The 18364-nt window shown below is 69.3% G+C and carries 20 protein-coding genes; 17 read left to right on the top strand and 3 right to left on the bottom strand.

The genetic code is table 11. The annotated features are described in order from the left end of the window. The first annotated feature begins 24 nt into the window (after nt 1–24). Nucleotides 25–1062 carry an iron chelate uptake ABC transporter family permease subunit gene (locus MJQ72_RS09915; protein WP_240598807.1) on the top strand — a complete coding sequence of 346 codons (1038 nt, stop codon included), beginning with the start codon at nt 25–27 and terminating at the stop codon, nt 1060–1062. Here MJQ72_RS09915 and MJQ72_RS09910 read toward each other — a convergent pair. Further along, nucleotides 1043–1894, bottom strand: a complete 852-nt coding sequence (locus MJQ72_RS09910; protein ID WP_240598806.1) for a hypothetical protein — start codon at nt 1892–1894, stop codon at nt 1043–1045. The genes MJQ72_RS09915 and MJQ72_RS09910 overlap by 20 nt on opposite strands. A 41-nt stretch (nt 1895–1935) precedes the next feature. Here MJQ72_RS09910 and MJQ72_RS09905 point away from each other — a divergent pair, with 41 nt between their 5' ends. The 4 genes from MJQ72_RS09905 (at nt 1936) to MJQ72_RS09890 (ending at nt 4925) form a co-directional block, all read left to right on the top strand. Then, nucleotides 1936–2460, top strand: coding sequence for a DinB family protein (locus tag MJQ72_RS09905; RefSeq protein WP_240598805.1), 525 nt, complete (start codon nt 1936–1938; stop codon nt 2458–2460). 18 nt (nt 2461–2478) lie between these two features. After that, nucleotides 2479–3189, top strand: a complete 711-nt coding sequence (locus tag MJQ72_RS09900; RefSeq protein WP_240598804.1) for an MBL fold metallo-hydrolase — start codon at nt 2479–2481, stop codon at nt 3187–3189. A gap of 106 nt (nt 3190–3295) precedes the next feature. Continuing rightward, a complete protein-coding gene (locus MJQ72_RS09895) occupies nt 3296–4399 on the top strand; it encodes an LLM class flavin-dependent oxidoreductase (protein ID WP_240598803.1) in 1104 nt (367 codons plus the stop codon). Between the two features lie 124 nt (nt 4400–4523). Next, complete coding sequence (locus tag MJQ72_RS09890) at nt 4524–4925, top strand: nuclear transport factor 2 family protein (protein WP_240598802.1); 402 nt, start codon at nt 4524–4526, stop codon at nt 4923–4925. Nucleotides 4926–4929: 4 nt separating this feature from the next. Here the strand turns inward: MJQ72_RS09890 and MJQ72_RS09885 are convergent, their stop codons facing one another. After that, nucleotides 4930–5697 carry an IclR family transcriptional regulator gene (locus tag MJQ72_RS09885; protein WP_240598801.1) on the bottom strand — a complete coding sequence of 256 codons (768 nt, stop codon included), beginning with the start codon at nt 5695–5697 and terminating at the stop codon, nt 4930–4932. A 41-nt stretch (nt 5698–5738) separates the two neighbouring features. On the opposite strand from MJQ72_RS09885, the gene MJQ72_RS09880 reads away from it, so the two are divergent. Together MJQ72_RS09880 and dmpG are read left to right on the top strand one after the other, a co-directional pair. Next, on the top strand, nt 5739–6641 hold the full coding sequence (locus MJQ72_RS09880; RefSeq protein WP_240598800.1) for an acetaldehyde dehydrogenase (acetylating): 903 nt from the start codon (nt 5739–5741) through the stop codon (nt 6639–6641). Then, nucleotides 6638–7672: a 4-hydroxy-2-oxovalerate aldolase gene (gene dmpG / locus MJQ72_RS09875; RefSeq protein WP_240598799.1), complete on the top strand. Its 1035-nt coding sequence runs from the start codon at nt 6638–6640 to the stop codon at nt 7670–7672. Before MJQ72_RS09880 ends, dmpG begins: the two co-directional genes overlap by 4 nt. On the opposite strand, the gene MJQ72_RS09870 is transcribed toward dmpG, so the two are convergent. Beyond that, the gene (locus tag MJQ72_RS09870; protein ID WP_063273524.1) at nt 7663–8256 is read right to left on the bottom strand and encodes a TetR/AcrR family transcriptional regulator; all 594 of its coding nucleotides are present in this window, start codon (nt 8254–8256) and stop codon (nt 7663–7665) included. The two genes, dmpG and MJQ72_RS09870, sit on opposite strands and share 10 nt — an antisense overlap. Nucleotides 8257–8346: 90 nt before the next feature. Between MJQ72_RS09870 and MJQ72_RS09865 the strand changes: the two genes are divergently transcribed. From MJQ72_RS09865 to MJQ72_RS09820, 10 genes are all read left to right on the top strand, one after another. Then, nucleotides 8347–9267: an oxygenase MpaB family protein gene (locus MJQ72_RS09865; RefSeq protein ID WP_240598798.1), complete on the top strand. Its 921-nt coding sequence runs from the start codon at nt 8347–8349 to the stop codon at nt 9265–9267. A 12-nt stretch (nt 9268–9279) separates the two neighbouring features. Further along, nucleotides 9280–10305 (top strand): LLM class F420-dependent oxidoreductase, encoded by a 1026-nt coding sequence (locus tag MJQ72_RS09860; RefSeq protein WP_240598797.1) that lies wholly within the window; start codon nt 9280–9282, stop codon nt 10303–10305. A gap of 355 nt (nt 10306–10660) precedes the next feature. After that, complete coding sequence (locus MJQ72_RS09855; protein ID WP_240598796.1) at nt 10661–12676, top strand: neutral/alkaline ceramidase; 2016 nt, start codon at nt 10661–10663, stop codon at nt 12674–12676. Nucleotides 12677–12693: 17 nt separating this feature from the next. Further along, entirely contained in the window at nt 12694–13653 is a 960-nt protein-coding gene (locus MJQ72_RS09850; RefSeq protein ID WP_240598795.1) for a sphingomyelin phosphodiesterase, read from the top strand. A 34-nt stretch (nt 13654–13687) separates the two neighbouring features. Next, on the top strand, nt 13688–14992 hold the full coding sequence (locus MJQ72_RS09845; protein WP_240598794.1) for an MFS transporter: 1305 nt from the start codon (nt 13688–13690) through the stop codon (nt 14990–14992). Next, nucleotides 14989–16389 carry an aminotransferase class V-fold PLP-dependent enzyme gene (locus MJQ72_RS09840; protein ID WP_240598793.1) on the top strand — a complete coding sequence of 467 codons (1401 nt, stop codon included), beginning with the start codon at nt 14989–14991 and terminating at the stop codon, nt 16387–16389. The genes MJQ72_RS09845 and MJQ72_RS09840 overlap by 4 nt, the downstream gene beginning before the upstream one ends. A gap of 75 nt (nt 16390–16464) precedes the next feature. Next, on the top strand, nt 16465–16896 hold the full coding sequence (locus MJQ72_RS09835) for an SRPBCC domain-containing protein (protein WP_240598792.1): 432 nt from the start codon (nt 16465–16467) through the stop codon (nt 16894–16896). Beyond that, nucleotides 16886–17221, top strand: coding sequence for a helix-turn-helix transcriptional regulator (locus MJQ72_RS09830; protein ID WP_240598791.1), 336 nt, complete (start codon nt 16886–16888; stop codon nt 17219–17221). The genes MJQ72_RS09835 and MJQ72_RS09830 overlap by 11 nt, the downstream gene beginning before the upstream one ends. Then, complete coding sequence (locus tag MJQ72_RS09825) at nt 17218–17667, top strand: SRPBCC domain-containing protein (RefSeq protein WP_240598790.1); 450 nt, start codon at nt 17218–17220, stop codon at nt 17665–17667. The genes MJQ72_RS09830 and MJQ72_RS09825 overlap by 4 nt, the downstream gene beginning before the upstream one ends. Continuing rightward, complete coding sequence (locus tag MJQ72_RS09820) at nt 17664–18356, top strand: DUF899 domain-containing protein (RefSeq protein ID WP_240598789.1); 693 nt, start codon at nt 17664–17666, stop codon at nt 18354–18356. The genes MJQ72_RS09825 and MJQ72_RS09820 overlap by 4 nt, the downstream gene beginning before the upstream one ends. Nucleotides 18357–18364: the final 8 nt, after the last annotated feature.

The raw sequence follows: 18364 nt of genomic DNA, 5'->3' as shown, positions 1-18364 counted from the left end.
ACCGCGATCAAGGAGCACCCACGAATGAGCACCCGCGTTCTGCGCAGCCCTGGCGGCGGGCTTTCCCTGCGCGTCACCCCGCGGGCGGCGATCGTCGTCGCCGTGCTGGCCGTCGCCGTGTTCTTCGTCGGCGCGGTCAGCATGACCACGGGCGACTATCCGCTGTCCGTCGGCGAGGTCATCCAGACGCTGTTCGGTTTCGGTGACCGGAGCACCGAGTTCATCGTGACCACCCTGCGGCTGCCCCGGCTGCTGACCGCCCTGCTGGTCGGCGGCGCGCTCGCGGTCAGCGGCGCGATCCTGCAGAGCCTGTCCGGGAATCCCTTGGGCAGCCCCGATTTCATCGGTTTCACCGAAGGCGCGGCGGCGGGGGCGCTGCTGACGATCATCGTGGTGCACGGCGGCATGCTCCAGGTGTCGCTGGGCGCGCTGGTCGGCGGCGTCGTGACGGCGGCGTTGATCGCGTTGCTCGCGCTGAAAGGCGGCGCGCACACCTTCCGGCTGATCCTCGTCGGCATCGGCGTGAACGCGATGCTCATCGCGTTCAACTCCTACCTGATCACCAGGGCCGCCTGGCAGGACGGGCTCGCGGCGCAGGCCTGGCTGGTCGGCGGGCTCAACGGACGCGGCTGGGAGCACGTCGTCCCGGTCGCGATCGCCATCGCCGTCCTGCTGCCGCCCGGCTTCGTCTACGGCAGAAGGCTTTCACTGCTGGAGATGGGCGACGACTCGGCCATGGGGCTCGGCGTGCCGGTCCAGCGGAGCCGGGTCGTGCTGCTCGGTGTGAGTGTGGGGCTGTGTTCGATCGCGACGGCGGCCGCCGGCCCGATCGCGTTCCTGGCCCTCGCCGCGCCTCAGCTGTCGAAGCGGCTCACCCGGTCTTCGGGACCAGGGCTCGCCGCAGCCGCGCTGATGGGCATGCTCCTGCTGGTGGCGAGTGATCTGGTCACCCAGCAGTTCCTGGCGGGCCTGCCCGTCGGCCTGGTGACCGGCGCGATCGGCGGGCTGTACCTCGCCTGGCTGCTGGTGTCCCGGCGCGGGGTCAGCCGAGCTGCGCGCTGACCGGCTCGATCGGCGCGGGCTCGCCGAAGCGGGCCAGCGCGAGCGCGGCCGAAACCGCGAGCACGAAGCCGACCGCCGCCACGGCCGCGAAACCCGGTCGTGTGGTGTCGCCCAGCACGAGCACGCCGATCAGGGACGGGAAGACGGTCTCGCCGATCACCATCATCGCGGTCGAGGTGGTGACACTGCCGCGTTGCAACGCGGTGGCGTAGAACAACATCGCCAGCGCTCCCGCCACGCCCAGCGTGTACGTGGCCGGGTCGGCCAGCAGATCCAGCGGGGCGAGACTCGTGAGCGCGCGGCCGGAAAGCGCGACGACGCCGAAGCACAGGCCGGCGATCAGGCCCAGCGCCGGTGTCCGGATCCGCCGTGCCGCGCGGCCGGCGAACATCCCGGCCGTACCGAGGACGACCACCGCGCCGATCAGCACGAGCCGGAAACCGGTTCCGGTCGGCTCCGAGCCCTCGCTCTCCGCCGACATCCCGAGCAACCCGAGCCCGGCGCAGACGACGGCGACCGCCGTCCATTCGCGACGGCCGAGCCGGACGCCGAGCGTCCGCGCCGCGACCGCGGTCACCGCGAGGCTTCCCGCCAGCGCCGCCTGGACCACGAACAGCGGCAGCACCCGCAGGGCCGCGACCTGGGCGACGAACCCGAGGACGTCCAGCGCCAGTCCCGCGACGAACTTCCACTGCCGCAGCACCCGCACGAGCAGCCGGGGATCGACTCGGTCTTCGGCGCCCGAAGTCGCTTTCGCGGCGATCGCCTGCATCACCGATGCGACACCGTAGGCACAGGCCGCGAAGAACGCGCAAATCAATCCCCACCACATGGATCGTGAGCCTAGCCCTGTCCGCTGTGTACAGTGACCGCATGTCGAACACGAGTTCGAGTGCTGCCGAGCCGGTGGACCGCGCCTGGCCGGACGGGATCGCCGAGGACGAAACCGCGATCCAGTGGGACTTCCTGCGTTTCCTCCGCGCGACGGCGGTCAACAAGGTCGCCGGGCTGACCAGGGAACAGGCGGCCGCGACACCGCTGCCGTCGTCCCCGCGGACGAGCGCGCTGGGGCTGCTCAAACACCTGACCGCGGTGGAACGCTGGTGGCTTTCGATCGAGGCGGGCGGTGCCGATCTGCCTTCGTTGTGGGAAGGCTCACCGGATCCGAGCTGGGACCTGTCCGAGGACGACGACCCCCGTTCGGTCGTCGAGGCGTATCGCGCCGAGTGGGCGTTGTCGGAGTCGTCGCTGGCCGGAGTTTCGCCGGACGAGCGGGCGCGCAGGTCGGGGGAGTTCACCGTGCGCTGGGTGCTCGCCCACGTCCTTCAGGAGACCGCGCGCCACGTCGGGCATCTGGACGTCTTGCGTGAGCTGGCCGACGGAACCACGGGGGAGTAGCGCCGTAAGGTAGGCGCCATGGCTGACAGGCTGTACTTCCGGCAGTTGCTCGCGGGCCGTGACTTCGCGGTGGGGGATCCGGTCGCGACGCAGATGGTCAACTTCGCCTACCTGATCGGCGACCGGGAGACGAACGAGGCCGTGCTCGTCGACCCGGCGTACGCCGTCGGCGATCTGCTGGACCTGCTGGAAGCCGACGGCATGCGGCTCACCGGTGTCCTCGCCACGCATCACCACCCCGACCACGTCGGCGGCGAGATGATGGGGTTCTCACTGCCGGGGATCGCGGAACTGCTGGAGCGCGTCCAGGTGCCGATCCACGTCAACGGCGCGGAAGCCGAGTGGGTCCGCCGCATCACCGGTGTCTCCGGAACCGACCTGAGGTCGCACGAGCACGACGACGTCGTGGAGGTCGGCGCCGTGCCGATCCGGCTGCTGCACACGCCGGGGCACACACCGGGCAGCCAGTGCTTCCTGGTCGACGGGAAGCTCGTCTCCGGGGACACGCTGTTCCTCGAAGGCTGCGGCCGCACCGATTTCCCCGGCGGTGACGCGGAAGCCATCTACCGGAGCCTGCAATGGCTGGCCGGGCTGGACGGCGATCCGGTCGTCTACCCGGGCCACCAGTACTCGGCCGAGCCGTCGGCGAACCTGTCACGGGTGAAGGACACGAACTTCGTCTTCCGGCCGAAGTCGCTGGAGGAATGGCGGCTGATGTTCGGCGGCTGACCGCCTCCCGCATCCAGAGGACTAAACGCGGGGAAGGGCGTCCAGATCGCGGGAAGCGAAGCCCGCCGATTGACCGGGCCCGCCCCGGAAGCCGAAGCTCGGAACCGTGACGCTCAAGCTGCATTGGTTCCTGCCCACCACCGGTGACGGCCGGACGATCGTCGAGCACTTCCATGCCAGCCGCGCCGCCGGAGCGTCCGCCGGCCGTGAGCCGAGCCTCGGCTATCTCGCGCAGGTCGCCCGCGCCGCCGAGGCCAACGGTTTCGAAGGCGTGCTGACGCCGACCGGCACCTGGTGCGAGGACGCCTGGCTGACGACGGCCGCGCTGATCAGCGAGACGAGCACCCTCAAATTCCTGGTCGCGTTCCGGCCAGGGACGATCTCGCCGACGCTGGCCGCGCAGATGGCCGGGACGTTCCAGCGGATCTCGCAGGGACGGGTGCTGCTCAACGTCGTCACCGGTGGCGACGCCGTCGAGCAGCGCCGTTTCGGCGACCGGCACGACCACGATCAGCGATACGCCCGCACCGGCGAGTTCCTCGAGATCGTTCGCGGAGTGTGGAGCGGCAAGCCGTTCGACTTCGACGGCGAGCACCTCGGAGTCGAGGGCGCGACCACACGCGCGGCGCCGGATCCGGTACCGCCGATCTATTTCGGTGGTTCGTCCGAGGCGGCGCTGCCGGTCGCGGCGAGGCATGCCGACGTCTACCTCACGTGGGGCGAGCCGCCCGCGCAGGTCGCCGAGAAGATCGCCAAGGTCCGTGACCTCGCGGAGGAACAGGGCCGGAAGCTCCGCTTCGGCATCCGGCTGCACACCCTTTCCCGTGGCACGTCGGCGGAAGCCTGGGCGGAGGCGGCCAAACTGCTGGACGCGATCGACCCGGAGCGGATCGCCCACACCCAGGAACAGTTGTCCTCCAGCGAATCCGTGGGTCAGCGGCGGATGGCCGCGCTGCACGGCGGGAAGACCGACGGCGGTGTCCGGGGCTTGGAGGTGTACCCCAATCTCTGGGCCGGGATCGGTCTCGTGCGTGGTGGCGCGGGCACGGCGCTCGTCGGCAGCCACGAAGAGGTCGCCGACCTGATCGAGGAGTACCACGCGCACGGCATCGAGGAGTTCGTCCTCTCCGGCTATCCGCATCTGGAGGAGGCGTACTGGTTCGGCGAGGGCGTGCGTCCGGAGCTGGTCCGGCGAGGGCTCGTCGCCTAGGCCGTGTCTCGGCGGCGAGCCCGGCATACCTGGTGAAGCCGTGACGTACTCCTGGTCCCTCGATACCGTGTAGCCGACGGCCATGCTCAAGGGCCCGGCATCGGCACGAGTGAACAGGAGCGGTATGAGCGACGATGTGGCCGGCCAGGTGATCAAGGCCGAGCGGGATCGGATCCGATGTCTCCTCGACGTGGATCGCGCCGCCTACGATCGCTTGCACGCCGCCGAGTACCGGTTGTGCAACCCGACCGGCACCGTGTGGTCGAAAGCCGAATACCTCGATCTCCTCGCCACCGGGCGGGTCGCCTATCGGGAACTGGAACTGGCCGGCGACATGGACGCCATCGTCGGCACCGACGTCGTCGTCCTCCGCTACCGGTGCGTCATAGAACTCACCGTGGACGGTGCGGACATCCCGCGGCACGAGGCCTGGCACACCGACGTCTACACCGATGACGGCGGCACGTGGCGTTGCGTCTGGTCGCAGGCCACCGGCATCATGGGCCTCCCGTCGGCGGCACCCTGACGGCTCAGAGGGTGCGCGACAACGCCAAAGCGGCGGTCCGCACCGCGGGCGCGACCCGGTTGGTGTGCATGCGATTCGCCCAGCCGGAGATCGACAACGCCGCCACCGCGACACCTTGCCGGTCGAGCAGCGGGCTCGCCGCGCAGACGACACCGACGCCGGATTCCTCGCGCTCGAACGCGATTCCTTCACCGTGGATCTTGGCCAGCTGACGCCGCAACAGGCCCGCGGCGGTGATCGTCCGCACGCTGACGCGCGGCAACCCGGCGTCGATCACCTGTGTCACCACGGATTCCGGGGAGAAGGCGAGGATGGCCTTGCCGACGCCGGTGGCGTGCGCGGGAAACCGGCCACCGATCCGGGAAGGCAGTGACGGCGCGTCGGGGCCTCGCAGGATGTCGAGATAGACGACCTCGGTGCCTTCCAGGACCGCGAGATGCACGGTGTTGCGGGTCGCCTCGCGGAGATCGGCCAGATACGGCCGCGCCGCCTCGACGAGCCCGCGGCGCCGTACGGCCAGCTGGCCGATCTCGAACAGTTTCAGCCCGAGCCGCAGCGCCGCGCCGTCCCGTTCGAGCAGGCCGGTCGCGACCAGATGCCCGGTGAGCCGGTGGACGGTCGATTTCGCCAGGCCGGTCCGCCGCGCCAGCTCGGAAACCCCGAGCGCGTCGTCGCCGGGACGGAAGGCCGAGAGCAGCGCGGAGATCCGGGCGGCGACGAGGCCGTCCGCTCCGGTTCGTTCCGGGTCGTCGTTCCGCCCAGCGGCACGCATGGGTTGAGTGTGCCCTATCCGAACGGGGAGCGTCATCCGACATGGCGCAACGGAAAGCGGTGGCCGCGATCGTCGGTCCCGGGAACATCGGCACCGACCTGCTCGCGAAGCTGAGGCGCAGCGAGCACGTCGAGGTGCGGTACATGGTCGGCGTGGACCCGGATTCGGACGGGCTGGCGAAGGCCACGGAACTGGGCTTGGAGACCTCCGCCGGCGGCGTCGACTGGCTGCTGTCGCGCGACGAGCTGCCGGATCTGGTCTTCGAAGCGACGTCGGCGAAGGCGCATCTGGCGAACGCTCCGCGGTACGCCACCGCCGGGATCCGCGCGATCGACCTGACCCCGGCCGCGGTCGGCCCGTTCACCTGCCCCGCGGTGGGCCTGCCCGAGCGGCTCGACGTGCCCAACGTCAACCTCATCACCTGCGGCGGCCAGGCCACGATCCCGATCGTGCACGCGGTGTCGCGGGTGACGCCGGTGCCCTACGCGGAGATCGTCGCGTCCGTCTCGTCGCGCTCGGCCGGGCCGGGCACGCGGGCGAACATCGACGAGTTCACCGCGACCACGGCGCGCGGGATCGAACTCGTCGGGGGAGCGAGCCGCGGCAAGGCGATCATCATCATCAATCCGGTCGAACCGCCGATGATCATGCGTGACACCGTGTTCTGCGCGATCGACCCGGACGCGGACTTCGACGCGGTGAGCGAATCCATCCACCGGATGGTCGAGACGGTCCAGGGTTACGTGCCGGGCTACACGCTCAAAGCGGACCCTCAATACGACCCGCCCCGGCCGGGGTGGAGCGGGCAAGCGCGGGTCGCGGTGTTCCTGGAGGTCGCCGGGAACGGGGACTTCCTGCCGAAGTACGCCGGGAACCTCGACATCATGACGGCCGCGGCCGCCCGCGTCGGCGATCTGCTGGCCACTCAGGAGGTGGCGGCATGAGCTGGGACGAAGTGAGCCGTGAGGTCCGGCTCGTCGACACGAGCCTCCGCGACGGCAGCCACGCGATGGCGCATCAGTTCACCGAGAAGAACGTGCGCGACACCGTCCGGGCGCTGGACGACGCCGGGGTCTCCCTGATCGAGGTCAGCCATGGCGACGGGCTCGGCGGCTCGACGTTCAACTACGGCTTTTCCCTTGTGGACGAACGGAAACTGATCGAGGCGGCGGTCGACGAGGCGCGGCACGCGAAGATCGCGGTACTGCTGCTGCCCGGCCTCGGCACGGTCGGCGATCTGCGCGTGGCGGCCGACCTCGGCGCGGGCGCCGTCCGGATCGCGACCCATTGCACCGAGGCCGACGTCTCCGTCCAGCATTTCGGCGCGGCACGGGAACTCGGGCTGGAGACCGTCGGTTTCCTGATGCTGTCCCACATGTCCACGCCCGAGGCGCTGGCGGAACAGGGCCGGATCATGGTCGACGCCGGGTGCCAATGCGTGTACGTCGTCGACTCCGCCGGGGCGCTGATCCTGGAGGACGCTGGCGACCGCGTCGCCGCGCTGGTGGCGGAGTTCGGCGACGAGGCGCAGGTCGGTTACCACGGGCACCAGAACCTGAGCTTCGGCGTCGCGAACTCGGTGCTCGCCTACCGGGCGGGCGCGCGGCAGATCGACGGTTCGCTCGTGGCGCTCGGCGCGGGCGCGGGCAACTCGCCGACCGAGGTCCTCGCGGCGACGTTCGAGCGGCTCGGGATCCGCACCGGCGTCGACAAGGACGTGCTGATGGACGCGGCCGAGAACGTCGTGAAGCCCTACATCACCCGGCTGCCGGTGATGGACCGGTCGTCGATCGTGCAGGGATTCGCCGGGGTGTACTCGAGTTTCCTCCTGCACGCCGAACGCGCGGCGGAACGCTACGACGTCCCGGCGCACGAAATCCTCTACCGCGTCGGCGCCGCGAAGTACGTGGGCGGACAGGAGGACATGATCATCGACATCGCCCTGCAACTGGTCGCCGAACGCGGTCAGGGCTGACGGTCGGCGCCGAGCACGAGGCGGACGCAATGCTCGATCAGGCGCTCGCGGCTCACCTTGAGCGAGCCGTCGAGGTAGGCGATGAACACGTTGCTCAGCGCGCCCACCAGCCCGATCGACGTCATCTGCCGCTCGGCCGCGTCACCGTGGGACAGCTGCCCGCTGACCAGCTCGGCGAACGAGGGGAGGAGCGCGATCCCGCGCGTGGTCAGCGCGGGATCGGTGATCGGCGCGAGCAGGAGCACGCGGCCTTTGCGCGGATCGTCGAGCATCAACTCGACGAAGGCGCGGACCGCGGCCTTCGCCCGTTCGGCGGGTTCGGCCGTGTCGCTGACCGCGTCGACGAGAGCCTGCCGCGCCTGCTCGCCGATGTGCTCGTAGACCGCGACGACCAGCTCCTCGCGGTCGGCGAAGCTCTCGTAGAAATACCGCTCCGTGAGCTTGGCGTGACGGCACACCGCGCGGACGCTCACCCCCGCGCTGCCCTGGGTCCCGAGCAGGTCGAGGCCCGCGTCGACGAGTTGTCCCCGCCGCGCGGCCTTGCGGTCGTCCAGGGTCGTGCCTGCCCAGCTGCGGCCGGCCATGATCGGCTCCTCTTGTTGACTACGGCCGTTGTCAACCTTAACCTGACAACAGTTGTGGTCAATTTAACCAGCTCATTGAGGAGACCGGGGATGACACAGCCGCGGCCGCTGGGACCGGATTCGCTGACCTGGAAGTACTTCGGCGACTGGCGCGGATTGCTCATCGCGCTCTGGGCCGGATCCATGCAGAACATGCACCCCGAGCTGGGCGCGGGCGTCGAGGAACACTCGCGGTTCTTCGAGGAGCGCTGGCAGCGGCTGTTCCGCTCGCTCTACCCGATCGGGGGAGTGATCTACGACGGTCCGCGGGCCCGGCAGACCGCGCTGGAGGTGCGCGGTTACCACGATCGGATCAAGGGCGTCGACAAACATGGGCGGCGCTACCACGCGCTCAACCCGGACACGTTCTACTGGGCGCACTCGACGTTCTTCGTGAGCGCGATCCTCATCGCCGACAACTTCTGCGGCGGTATCGGCGAGGCCGAGAAGCGGAAGCTCTTCGACGAGCACGTGCAGTGGTACGAGATGTACGGGATGAGCATGCGCCCGGTGCCGGAATCGTGGGAGGACTTCCAGCTGTACTGGAAGCGCATGTGCGAGGACGTCCTGGAGGACAACAAGGCGACCCGCGACGTCCTCGAGATCCAGGACATCGCCAAACCGCATTTCCTGCCCTGGCTGCCGGATTTCGCGTGGAACCTGGTCCGCGGGCAGGTGGCGCGGAACTTCGTCTGGCTGACGGTCGGCCTGTACGACCCGCCGATCCGCGAGCGGCTCGGCTACACCTGGACCGAACGCGACGAGCGACGCCATCGCCGGGTCGGAAAGCTGATCAACGCGGCGTTCAAGCTGGTCCCGCGCGATCGCCGCTACCATCCGCGCGCCAGGGCGGGGTGGCGCCGCGAGCGTGGCGGACTGGCCCCGGACGCGCCGTTGGTCGAGACTCCCGCGAGGAACCTTCCGCCGCTTTCGGAGCGGGGCAAACCCGAGCACTACTCACCGAACGTCTGACGAGGAGCCTCGATGAAGCTTGGTTACCACCTCGGTTACTGGTCCTCCGGCCCGCCGGAGGGCGCGCTGGACACGATCCTGCGGGCCGAAGAACTCGGCTTCGATTCGGTGTGGACCGCCGAGGGCTACGGCTCGGACGCGTTCACCCCGCTCGCCTGGTGGGGTGCGTCGACCAGCCGGATCAAGCTCGGCACCAACATCGTCCAGATGTCGGCGCGCACCCCGACCGCCACCGCCATGCACGCGCTGACGCTGGATCACCTGTCCGGTGGCCGGTTCGTGCTCGGGCTCGGCGCGTCCGGGCCGCAGGTGGTCGAAGGCTGGTACGGGCAGCCCTATCCGAAGCCGCTCGCCCGCACCCGCGAGTACGTCGACATCGTGCGGAAGGTCGTCGCGCGCGAGGCGCCGGTGACCCACGACGGACAGCACTTCCAGCTTCCGTTGCGGGGCGGCACCGGGCTCGGCAAACCGTTGAAGTCCACAGTGCACCCGTTCCGCAAGGAGATCCCGATCTTCCTCGCCGCGGAAGGGCCGAAGAACGTGGCGCTGTCGGCGGAGATCTGCGACGGCTGGCTCCCGTTGTTCTTCTCGCCCAAGAGCGACGCCTTCTACCGGACGGCGTTGGAGGAAGGTTTCTCGCGCCCCGGCGCCCGGCGCGGTTTCGGTGACTTCGAGGTCGCCGCGTCCGTCCCGGTGCTCGTCCACGACGACGTCGAAGAGGCCGCGAGCTGGATCAAACCGTCGCTCGCGCTCTACATCGGCGGTATGGGCGCGAAATCGGTCAACTTCCACCACGACGTCTTCGCCCGGATGGGGTACGAGGACGTCGCAGACAAGGTCCAGGAGCTGTATCTGGCCGGCCGCAAGGACGAGGCGACGGCCGCGATCCCGACGTCGCTGGTCGAGGACACGTCGCTGATCGGGCCGGCGGAGAAGATCCGCGACGAACTCGCCGCGTGGGAAAAGACCGTGGTGACCACGCTGCTGTTGCGTGGCGATGCCGCGACGCTCACGAAGGTCGCCGAAACCCTCGCGTAGCCGCTCCGGTCTCGTGAGTGGCAAGGACGGTTAGAACCGTCCTTGCCACTCACGAGGAATTCGGTCGGAAGTGCTGTCGCGAAGGCCACTTTCGCGACGTCTGGTGTCCCGAAAGTGGCTTTCGCGTCACTTGACGGGTGACCGGCGGAGAGCGGCGGTCGTGGCCAGGTGTCGTTCTGCTGAAGGGCGCTTTCACCGCATCACACGCGGTGAAAGCGCCCTTCGCCGCGTCACATGCGGTGAAAGGCCCCTTCAGCCCCCGGCCTTTCGTGGGTTGCGGCAGTGAGCCCCATCACGTAGCGTCCCGGCCACGAACATGAAGTCGGTTCATGTTCGTGGCCGGGAGGTGCGACTCATGACGGTGAGCCGGAGGCGGGTTCTCGCGGGTGCGGCGGCGTTGCCCGTGGCGGCGAGCGTGCTCGGCGCCCAGCAGGCGCAAGCGGCGCCGTCGAAGGGTTTCCGCGTCGGTGCCGGTATTTCCGACGTCACCGGCCCGGCCGCCGAGAACGGCATGATGGGCTACTCGATGCCGCAGCAGCAGACCGCCGGCATCCACCTCCGCACCCGGGCACGGGCGTTCGTGGTCGACGACGGCACCAAGCGGATCGCCTTCGTCACCGCCGACCTCGGCGCGCTGTTCCAGTCCGTCCACCAGGGCGTCATGCGCAAGCTCCAGGCCGCGTACGGCGACCTGTACACCGAGCAGAACGTGCTACTCAACGCCACGCACACCCACTCCGCGTGCGGCGGGGATTCCCATTACGCCGCCTACGATCTGGCGATCCTCGGCTTTCAGCAGCAGGTGTACGACGCGCACGTCGACGGGATCTTCGAGGCCATCGGCCGGGCACACGCGAACCTCGCGCCCGGGTCGATCCGGCTCGGCCGTGCCGAGCTCACCAAGGCGAGCGTCAACCGCTCGCGCAAGGCCTTCGAGCTGAATCCGCAGGCTGACCGGGACCACTTCCCGCAGGCGATCGACCCGGCCGTCACGGTGCTGCGGTTCAGCCAGAACGGCGTCGACGTCGGCGCGATCAGCTGGTTCGCCACGCACGGGACGTCGATGAGCAACGGCAACCACCTGATCAGCGGCGACAACAAGGGGTACGCCGCCTACGAATGGGAGCACGACCACGCCGGCGTGCGCTACCTCGACGGGAACCCGCGGTTCGTCGCCGCGTTCCCGCAGACCAACACCGGCGACATGAGCCCGAACCTGAACCTGGAACCCGGTACGCCCGAAACCGAGTTCGAGAACACCCGCACCATCGGCGATCTCCAGTTCCGCGCGGCGAAGAGCGCGTTCGACGCGGCCGCCGAGGCCGTGACGGGCGGTGTCGACCACCGGATGTGCTACGTGGACATGTCCGATGTGTCCGTCGACGCGAAGTACACCCCGAACGGGCGCCCGCAGCGCACCTGCACGGCCGCGATCGGGGTCTCGATGCTGGCGGGCAGCCGCGAGGACGGCCCCGGCCTTCCCCTCCCGGAAGGCGTGAAGAACCCGTTCATCGACTGGCTCGGCGGCATCGACGCGCCGATCCCGCAGGCGCTGGCCGACGCGCACGCGCCCAAGGTGATCGCGGTGCCGTTCGGGGCGATGAAGCCGTATCCGTGGACGCCGGAGGTCCTGCCACTGCAGCTCGTCCGGATCGGGCAGCTGCATCTCGTGGCCGTACCGGCCGAGCTGACCATCGTCGCCGGGCTGCGCCTGCGCCGGACCGTCGCGGCCGAACTCGGTGTCCCGCTGGAGAACGTGCTCATCCAGGGCTACGCCAACGCCTACAGCCAATATGTCACCACGCCCGAGGAGTACGACTCGCAGCAGTACGAAGGCGCGTCGACCCTCTACGGCCGCTACACGCTTCCCGCGTACCAGCAGGAATTCGCGAAGCTCGCGGCCGCGATGAAGGCGGGGACCTCGGTCCCGCACGGGCCGACGCCGAGGGATCTGCGCGGCAAGCTGATCAACTTCCAGCCCGGCGTCGTGTTCGACAGCCCGCCCGCGTTCAAGGACTTCGGTGACGTCCTGTCCGACGCGAAAAGCACGTACGCGCGCGGCGAACAGGTCGCGGTTGAGTTCGTCACCGGGCATCCGAAGAACGACCTCCGGCGCGGTGACACCTTCCTGGAGATCCAGCGGTTCGTCGACGGCGAGTGGGTCCGTCACGCCGACGACGGCGACTGGGACACGAAGTACCACTGGGCGCGGACGTTCGTCGCCGAATCGAAAGCCGTCGTCCACTGGAAGATCCCCGCGAACGCCCCGATCGGCAAATATCGCGTGGTCCACTTCGGCAACTGGAAGAACGGCTGGAACGGAGCGATCTCCGCGTTCAGCGGGACCTCGCGGACGTTCGTCGTCTCCTGACACCGGAAGGATCTTTCGTGCGGAAGCTCGCCGTACTCGCCATCGCCGCCGCCATGTTCGCCGGAACCGCCGTCCCCGCCCAGGCGGCGGTCTCGGTGAAGGTCATGGCGTTCAACATCTGGCAGCTGCCCTGGATCGCCAGCCCGAACACCTCGGACAAACAAGCGCGGGCCCGCGCGGCGGAGGCGGTCATCCGCGCGAACGACGCCGACATCGTCGTCCTGGACGAGGCTTTCAGCGCCCAGGCGGAGGAAATGCGGAACCGGCTGAAGGACGTCTGGCCGCATCAGACCCCGCTCGTCGGGCAGTACTGCTCCACCTCACCGGGCTGGAACTCGGTGAACGGCGACTGCTCGAATTCCCCGATCGTGGTCAACGGCGGGGTCACCGTGCTCAGCAAGGCGCCGGTGACCGAACAGCACCAGCTGGTCTTCCGCAATTCCCATTCCGGCACCGCGGACTACCTGTCCAACAAGGGGGCCGCGCTCGCCCGCCTGGTCGTCGCTGGGAAGCCGGTCTGGATCGCGGGTACCCACATGCAGGCCGACGAGGGGCCGGAGACACTGCCGAAGGCGCACGACGTCCGGATGGCGCAACTCGGCGAGATCCGGGACCTGGTCACGAAATACGCCCCCGCCCATGAGCCGGTCGTCATCGCGGGCGACCTGAACATCGAGTACTGGGCGGGACAAGCGCGCAAGGATTCCCTCGGCCGGACCCAGGTTCAGCAGGGAGAGGCCTTCCTCGACGGCATTCTCCGCACGACGGGCGAAGGCGCGTACACCTTCGACGCGGCGACGAACCCCAATGCGGCGAAGTCGGTTCCGGCGACCTACCGAGACTCGCTCGACTACATCGGAGCCGTACGCGCGGGCGGCCGTCCACTCGCCGCTGTCGGCCCGGTACAGCTCGTGCATTACGACGGTGGCACGATTCCCTCCGACCACTACCCGGTGGTGGCCAAGATCCAATACTGAGGCCTTCATCGGGAGAACCGCCTCGAGGAGGATCATGGCATCGCTGCCAGCACGGACGAGGTACCGCTACTCGCTCGGCTCGTTCGTCACCGGCGCCTTCGGCACGGTTCCCGGCCTGCTCCTCCTGAAGTACCTGACCGACACGATGGGCGTCGCGGCGGGCGTGGCCGGCCTGATCGTCTTCGTTCCCAAAGCGTGGGACGTGCTCTTCAACCCGATCGCGGGACGGCTGTCGGACGCGGACATGGTCCGCACCGGCAGCCGCCGCCGGTTCCTGCTGTACGGCGGCATCGGCGTCGCGATTCTCTTCGCGGCACTGTTCGCGCACCCGGGCTTCGGCGGCCCGGTGCCCGACGCGATCTACGTCGTCGTCGTGTTCCTGTTGTGCGCCACCGCGTACGCCTTCTTCCAGGTGCCGTTCAACGCGCTGCCCGCCGAGCTGACGGACTCGGCCGAAGAGCGCACGAAGCTCACCAGCGTCCGGATCGGCTTTCTCGCGGTCGCCATCCTGGTCTCCGGTGGCGGCGCGCCCGCGATCACCGACCTCGTCGGCGGGGTCACCGGCTACCGGGTCATGGGCCTGTTCATCGCCGTGGTCATCCTGCTCGCGACCCTCGGCGTGTACTTCGGGCTCAAGGACGCTCCCGTCGGCGCGCTGCGGCCCAACACGGTGAGCCCGCGCGAGCTGCTGCGGACACTGGCGCAATGGCGGCCGTTCCGCTGGCTGCTCGGGGTCTATTTCATCCAGGCGCTCGGCATCGGCACGGTGCTGGCCGCGATCCCGTTCTTCGCCGAGCGGATCCTCGGCAGCTCCGGGTACTCGACGGTGCTGTTCGTCGGGTTCGTCGGTCCGGCGCTGCTGACCATGCCGCTGTGGCCGAGGCTCGGGGCGAGCGTCGGGAAACTGGCCGGGTTCCGGATCGCCACCGCCGCGTTCGGGATCGGCCTGCTCGGGCTCCTCGGCGCCGAGGTGCTCCCGTTCGCCGTCACGATGGTGTTCGTCGCGTTCTGTGGTGTCGGGTACGCGGGCATCTCGGTGTTCCCGCTGGCGATCCTGCCGGACCTGATCAGCGACGAGGAGGGGCGGACGGGCGAGACCAGGGCCGGGGTCGCGGCCGGGGTGTGGACCGCGTCCGAGACGCTGGGGCTCGCGCTCGGCCCCGGACTCTGGGGACTGGTGCTGCAGTTCGGCGGCTACCAGTCCAGCCTCGACGCCAAGGCCGCGCAGCCGGACAGCGCGCTCACGGCGATCCTGCTCGGCGCGTCGATCCTGCCTGCCGTGCTGATCGTGCTCGGCATCCCGCTGCTGCGTAAATCGGTGCTGGAGCGCCGCCCGTGACCGCCGAGGACGTCCTGAAGGAGCTTCGGGACCTGCGCGCGGGAGACCTGCCGACCCACGGCGGCCGGACGCTGGCGTACGTCTACGACAGCGGTCTGTCCGAAGTGGACGAACTCGGCGCGGCGGCGCACGCGCTGGCCTCGTCGGCCAACGGCCTCGACCCGACGGCGTTCCCGAGCCTGCTGCGGATGGAGAACGACCTCGTCGGCACCGCCGCCCGGTTGCTGGGCGGTACGGCGGACACGGCCGGATCGGTGACGTCCGGCGGCACGGAGTCGTGCATGCTCGCCGTCCTGGCCGCCCGCGACGCGCGTCCGGAAGTGGCTTCGCCGAACATCGTGCTGCCCACGACCGCGCACGCCGCCTTCCACAAAGCGGCGCATTTCTTCGGCGTGCGAGTGGTTTCGGTGCCGGTCGATCCGGTGAGCTTCCGCGCCGTCCCCGAGGCGATGGCCGCGGCGGTCGACGACAGCACGGTGCTCGTCGTCGCGAGCGCGCCGTCGTACGCCCACGGCGTCCTCGACCCGGTTCCGGAGATCGCCGCGTCGCTGGACGGCGTCCGGTTCCACGTCGACGCCTGTATCGGCGGCTGGGTGCTGCCGTATCTGGGGCTCGGCCCGTTCGGCTTCGACGTCCCCGGGGTCACCAGCGTCTCGGTGGATCTGCACAAGTACGCGTACTGCCCGAAAGGCGTGTCGGTCCTCTTGCACGCCGACGCCGGGCTGCGCCGTTCGCAGTACTTCGCCAGTGCCGACTGGCCCGGCTACACGATGCTGAACACCACGCTGCAGAGCACGCGATCGGGTGGTCCGCTCGCCGCGGCGTGGGCCGTCGTGCGCCATGTCGGCGAAGAGGGCTACCGGGAGCTGGCCTCGGCGGCGCGTGAGGCGGCCGTGGAGCTCCGTGCCGGGATCGAGGCGCTGGACGGGTTGCGCGTTCTCGGCGATCCGGTGTCGACCCTGCTCGCGTTCACCGTGGCGGACGGCGCCGGGTTCGACCTGTTCACCGTCGCGGACGAGATGCGTGAGCGCGGCTGGTACGTCCAGCCGCAGTTCGCCCACGAGTCGTCGCCCGCCAACCTGCACTTGACCGTGACGGCGGCGAACCGGGGGAGCGAGAAGGACTTCCTGGCCGATCTCGCCGCTTCGGTCGCGGCCGCCCGGGAGGCCGGGCCGGTCGTCGTCGATCCACAGGTGGCGGAGTTCGTCGCCGCACTGGACCCCGCGACGCTGACGCCGGAGCAGTTCGCCGGGCTGCTCACCGCCGCGGGCCTCGGCGGCGACACGGGCCTGCCCACGCGGATGGCGGAGATCAACGCCCTGCTGGCCACGGCACCCGGCCCGCTGCGGGAGCGGCTGCTGCTCGAATTCCTCGGCGCGCTGTACACGGCTTCCTGAACTCCCCTTGACGCAATCAGCCGGTTGCTATACAAAGTTATAGCAACCGATTGATTGCTACTTGAGGAGGCTGTCGTGGGATTCCCCGACCGGATCGAACGCACCGTCGAGATCGCCCACCCGCCCGCGAAGGTCTGGGCCGCGCTGACCACGGCCGAGGGCCTGGGCACCTGGTTCGGCAACCAGGCCAGTATCGACCTGCGGCCCGGTGGTGACGCCGAGATGAAATGGGACGAGGGGCACAAGGCGAACATGCGCGTCGAGCGCGTCGAAGAGCCGGAGGTCTTCGGCTTCACCTGGAACATCTACGGCCTGCCCGACGACGACCCGCGTCGTACCTATGTCGAGTTCACCCTCGCCCCGAACGGCGAAGGCACGCGGCTCACGGTCGTCGAGACCGGTTTCTCCCAGCTGCCGGACGACGTCCACCAGGTCGCTTTCGAGAGGAACACGAAGGGGTGGGCGGCCGAGCTGGGCGAACTGATCGAATACCTCGATGCCGCCTGACATCGAAGCGATCGCCGAACAGGTCTTCGTCGCACTGGCCGACCCGAGCAGGCGGAGCATTCTCGCCGTCCTCGCCTCGGGCGGCCCGGCCACGGCGACCGACCTGGCCGACCGGCTGCCCATCACGCGGCAGGCCATCGCCAAGCACCTCGCCCTGCTCACCGACGCCGGCCTGGTGACCCCGGAACAAGGGGAGCGGCGCCGCGTCCGCTACCGGCTGCACTCGGCGCCGATGCAGGTCGCCCAGCAATTCCTCGCCGCGCTCGCCCGTGACTGGGACGGGCCGCTCGCGGCCCTGAAAGACCATCTGGAGGGTTCATCATGAGCTTCACGACGAGTTTCACCGTGGACCGGACGCCGCGGCAGGTCTTCGACGCGTTCACCGACGTCCGCCGGTGGTGGTCGGAAGAGATCGAGTTCACCGGGGACGAGTTCGAGTACCACTACGAAGAGGTGCACCGCTGCCGGATCCGGATCACCGAATCCGTGCCCGGCCGCAAGGTCTCCTGGCTGGTGCTGGAAAACCACTTCGACTTCACCCGCGACGAGACCGAATGGGTCGGCACCACGATCACGTTCGAGATCGAGGAGAAGGACGGCAAGACCGAAGCGCGTTTCACCCATCACGGGCTGGTCCCGGAGTACGAATGCTTCGACGTCTGCCACAAGGCGTGGACGTTCTACGTCGGCACCAGCCTGCGGGACCTGATCACCACGGGCGAGGGGCAGCCGAACCGGAAGAGCGTGCTGCCCGCGGAGCTGGCGCGATGAACACGGTGTCCGCGGCCGAATGGGAGGAAGCGCGCCTTCGGTTGCTGGTGAAGGAAAAGGAGCTGACCCGCGCCCGCGACGCGCTCGCGGCCGAGCGGCGGCGGATGCCGTGGCTCGCGGTGGAGAAGCCGTACGAGTTCGAAGGCCCGTCCGGGACGGTGAACCTGCTCGACCTGTTCGAGGGACGCCGTCAGCTGATCGTCTACCGGGCGTTCTTCGATCCCGGTGTGGAAGGTTTCCCCGACCACGCCTGCAAAGGCTGCTCGCTGGTGGCCGACCAGGTCGCGCACGTCGCGCATCTGAACGCCCGCGACACCACGCTGGCGTTCGCCTCGCGAGGTACCCAGCCGGACATCGCGCGGCTGAAGACGCGGATGGGCTGGACGATGCCGTGGTACACGATCACCGGCGACTTCGACGTCGACTTCGGTGTCGACGAGTGGCACGGCACCAATGCCTTCATTCGCGACGGCGACCAGGTGTTCCGGACGTACTTCGTCAACGATCGCGGCGACGAGGCGATGGGGAGCACCTGGAGCTACCTCGACATCACCGCGCTGGGACGGCAGGAGGAGTGGGAGGACTCGCCGGAGGGCTATCCGCAGACGCCGCCGTACGAGTGGTGGAACTGGCACGACGCCTACGAGGATTCCGCTTCGGCCGGCGGCGGGTGCTGCTCGGGGTCGTGAGCCCTGGG

This window comes from Amycolatopsis sp. EV170708-02-1 (genome assembly GCF_022479115.1).
Classification (GTDB): Bacteria; Actinomycetota; Actinomycetes; order Mycobacteriales; family Pseudonocardiaceae; genus Amycolatopsis.
Note: the sequence above shows the minus strand (reverse complement) of the source record. Positions and strands in the feature narration are given on the sequence as shown.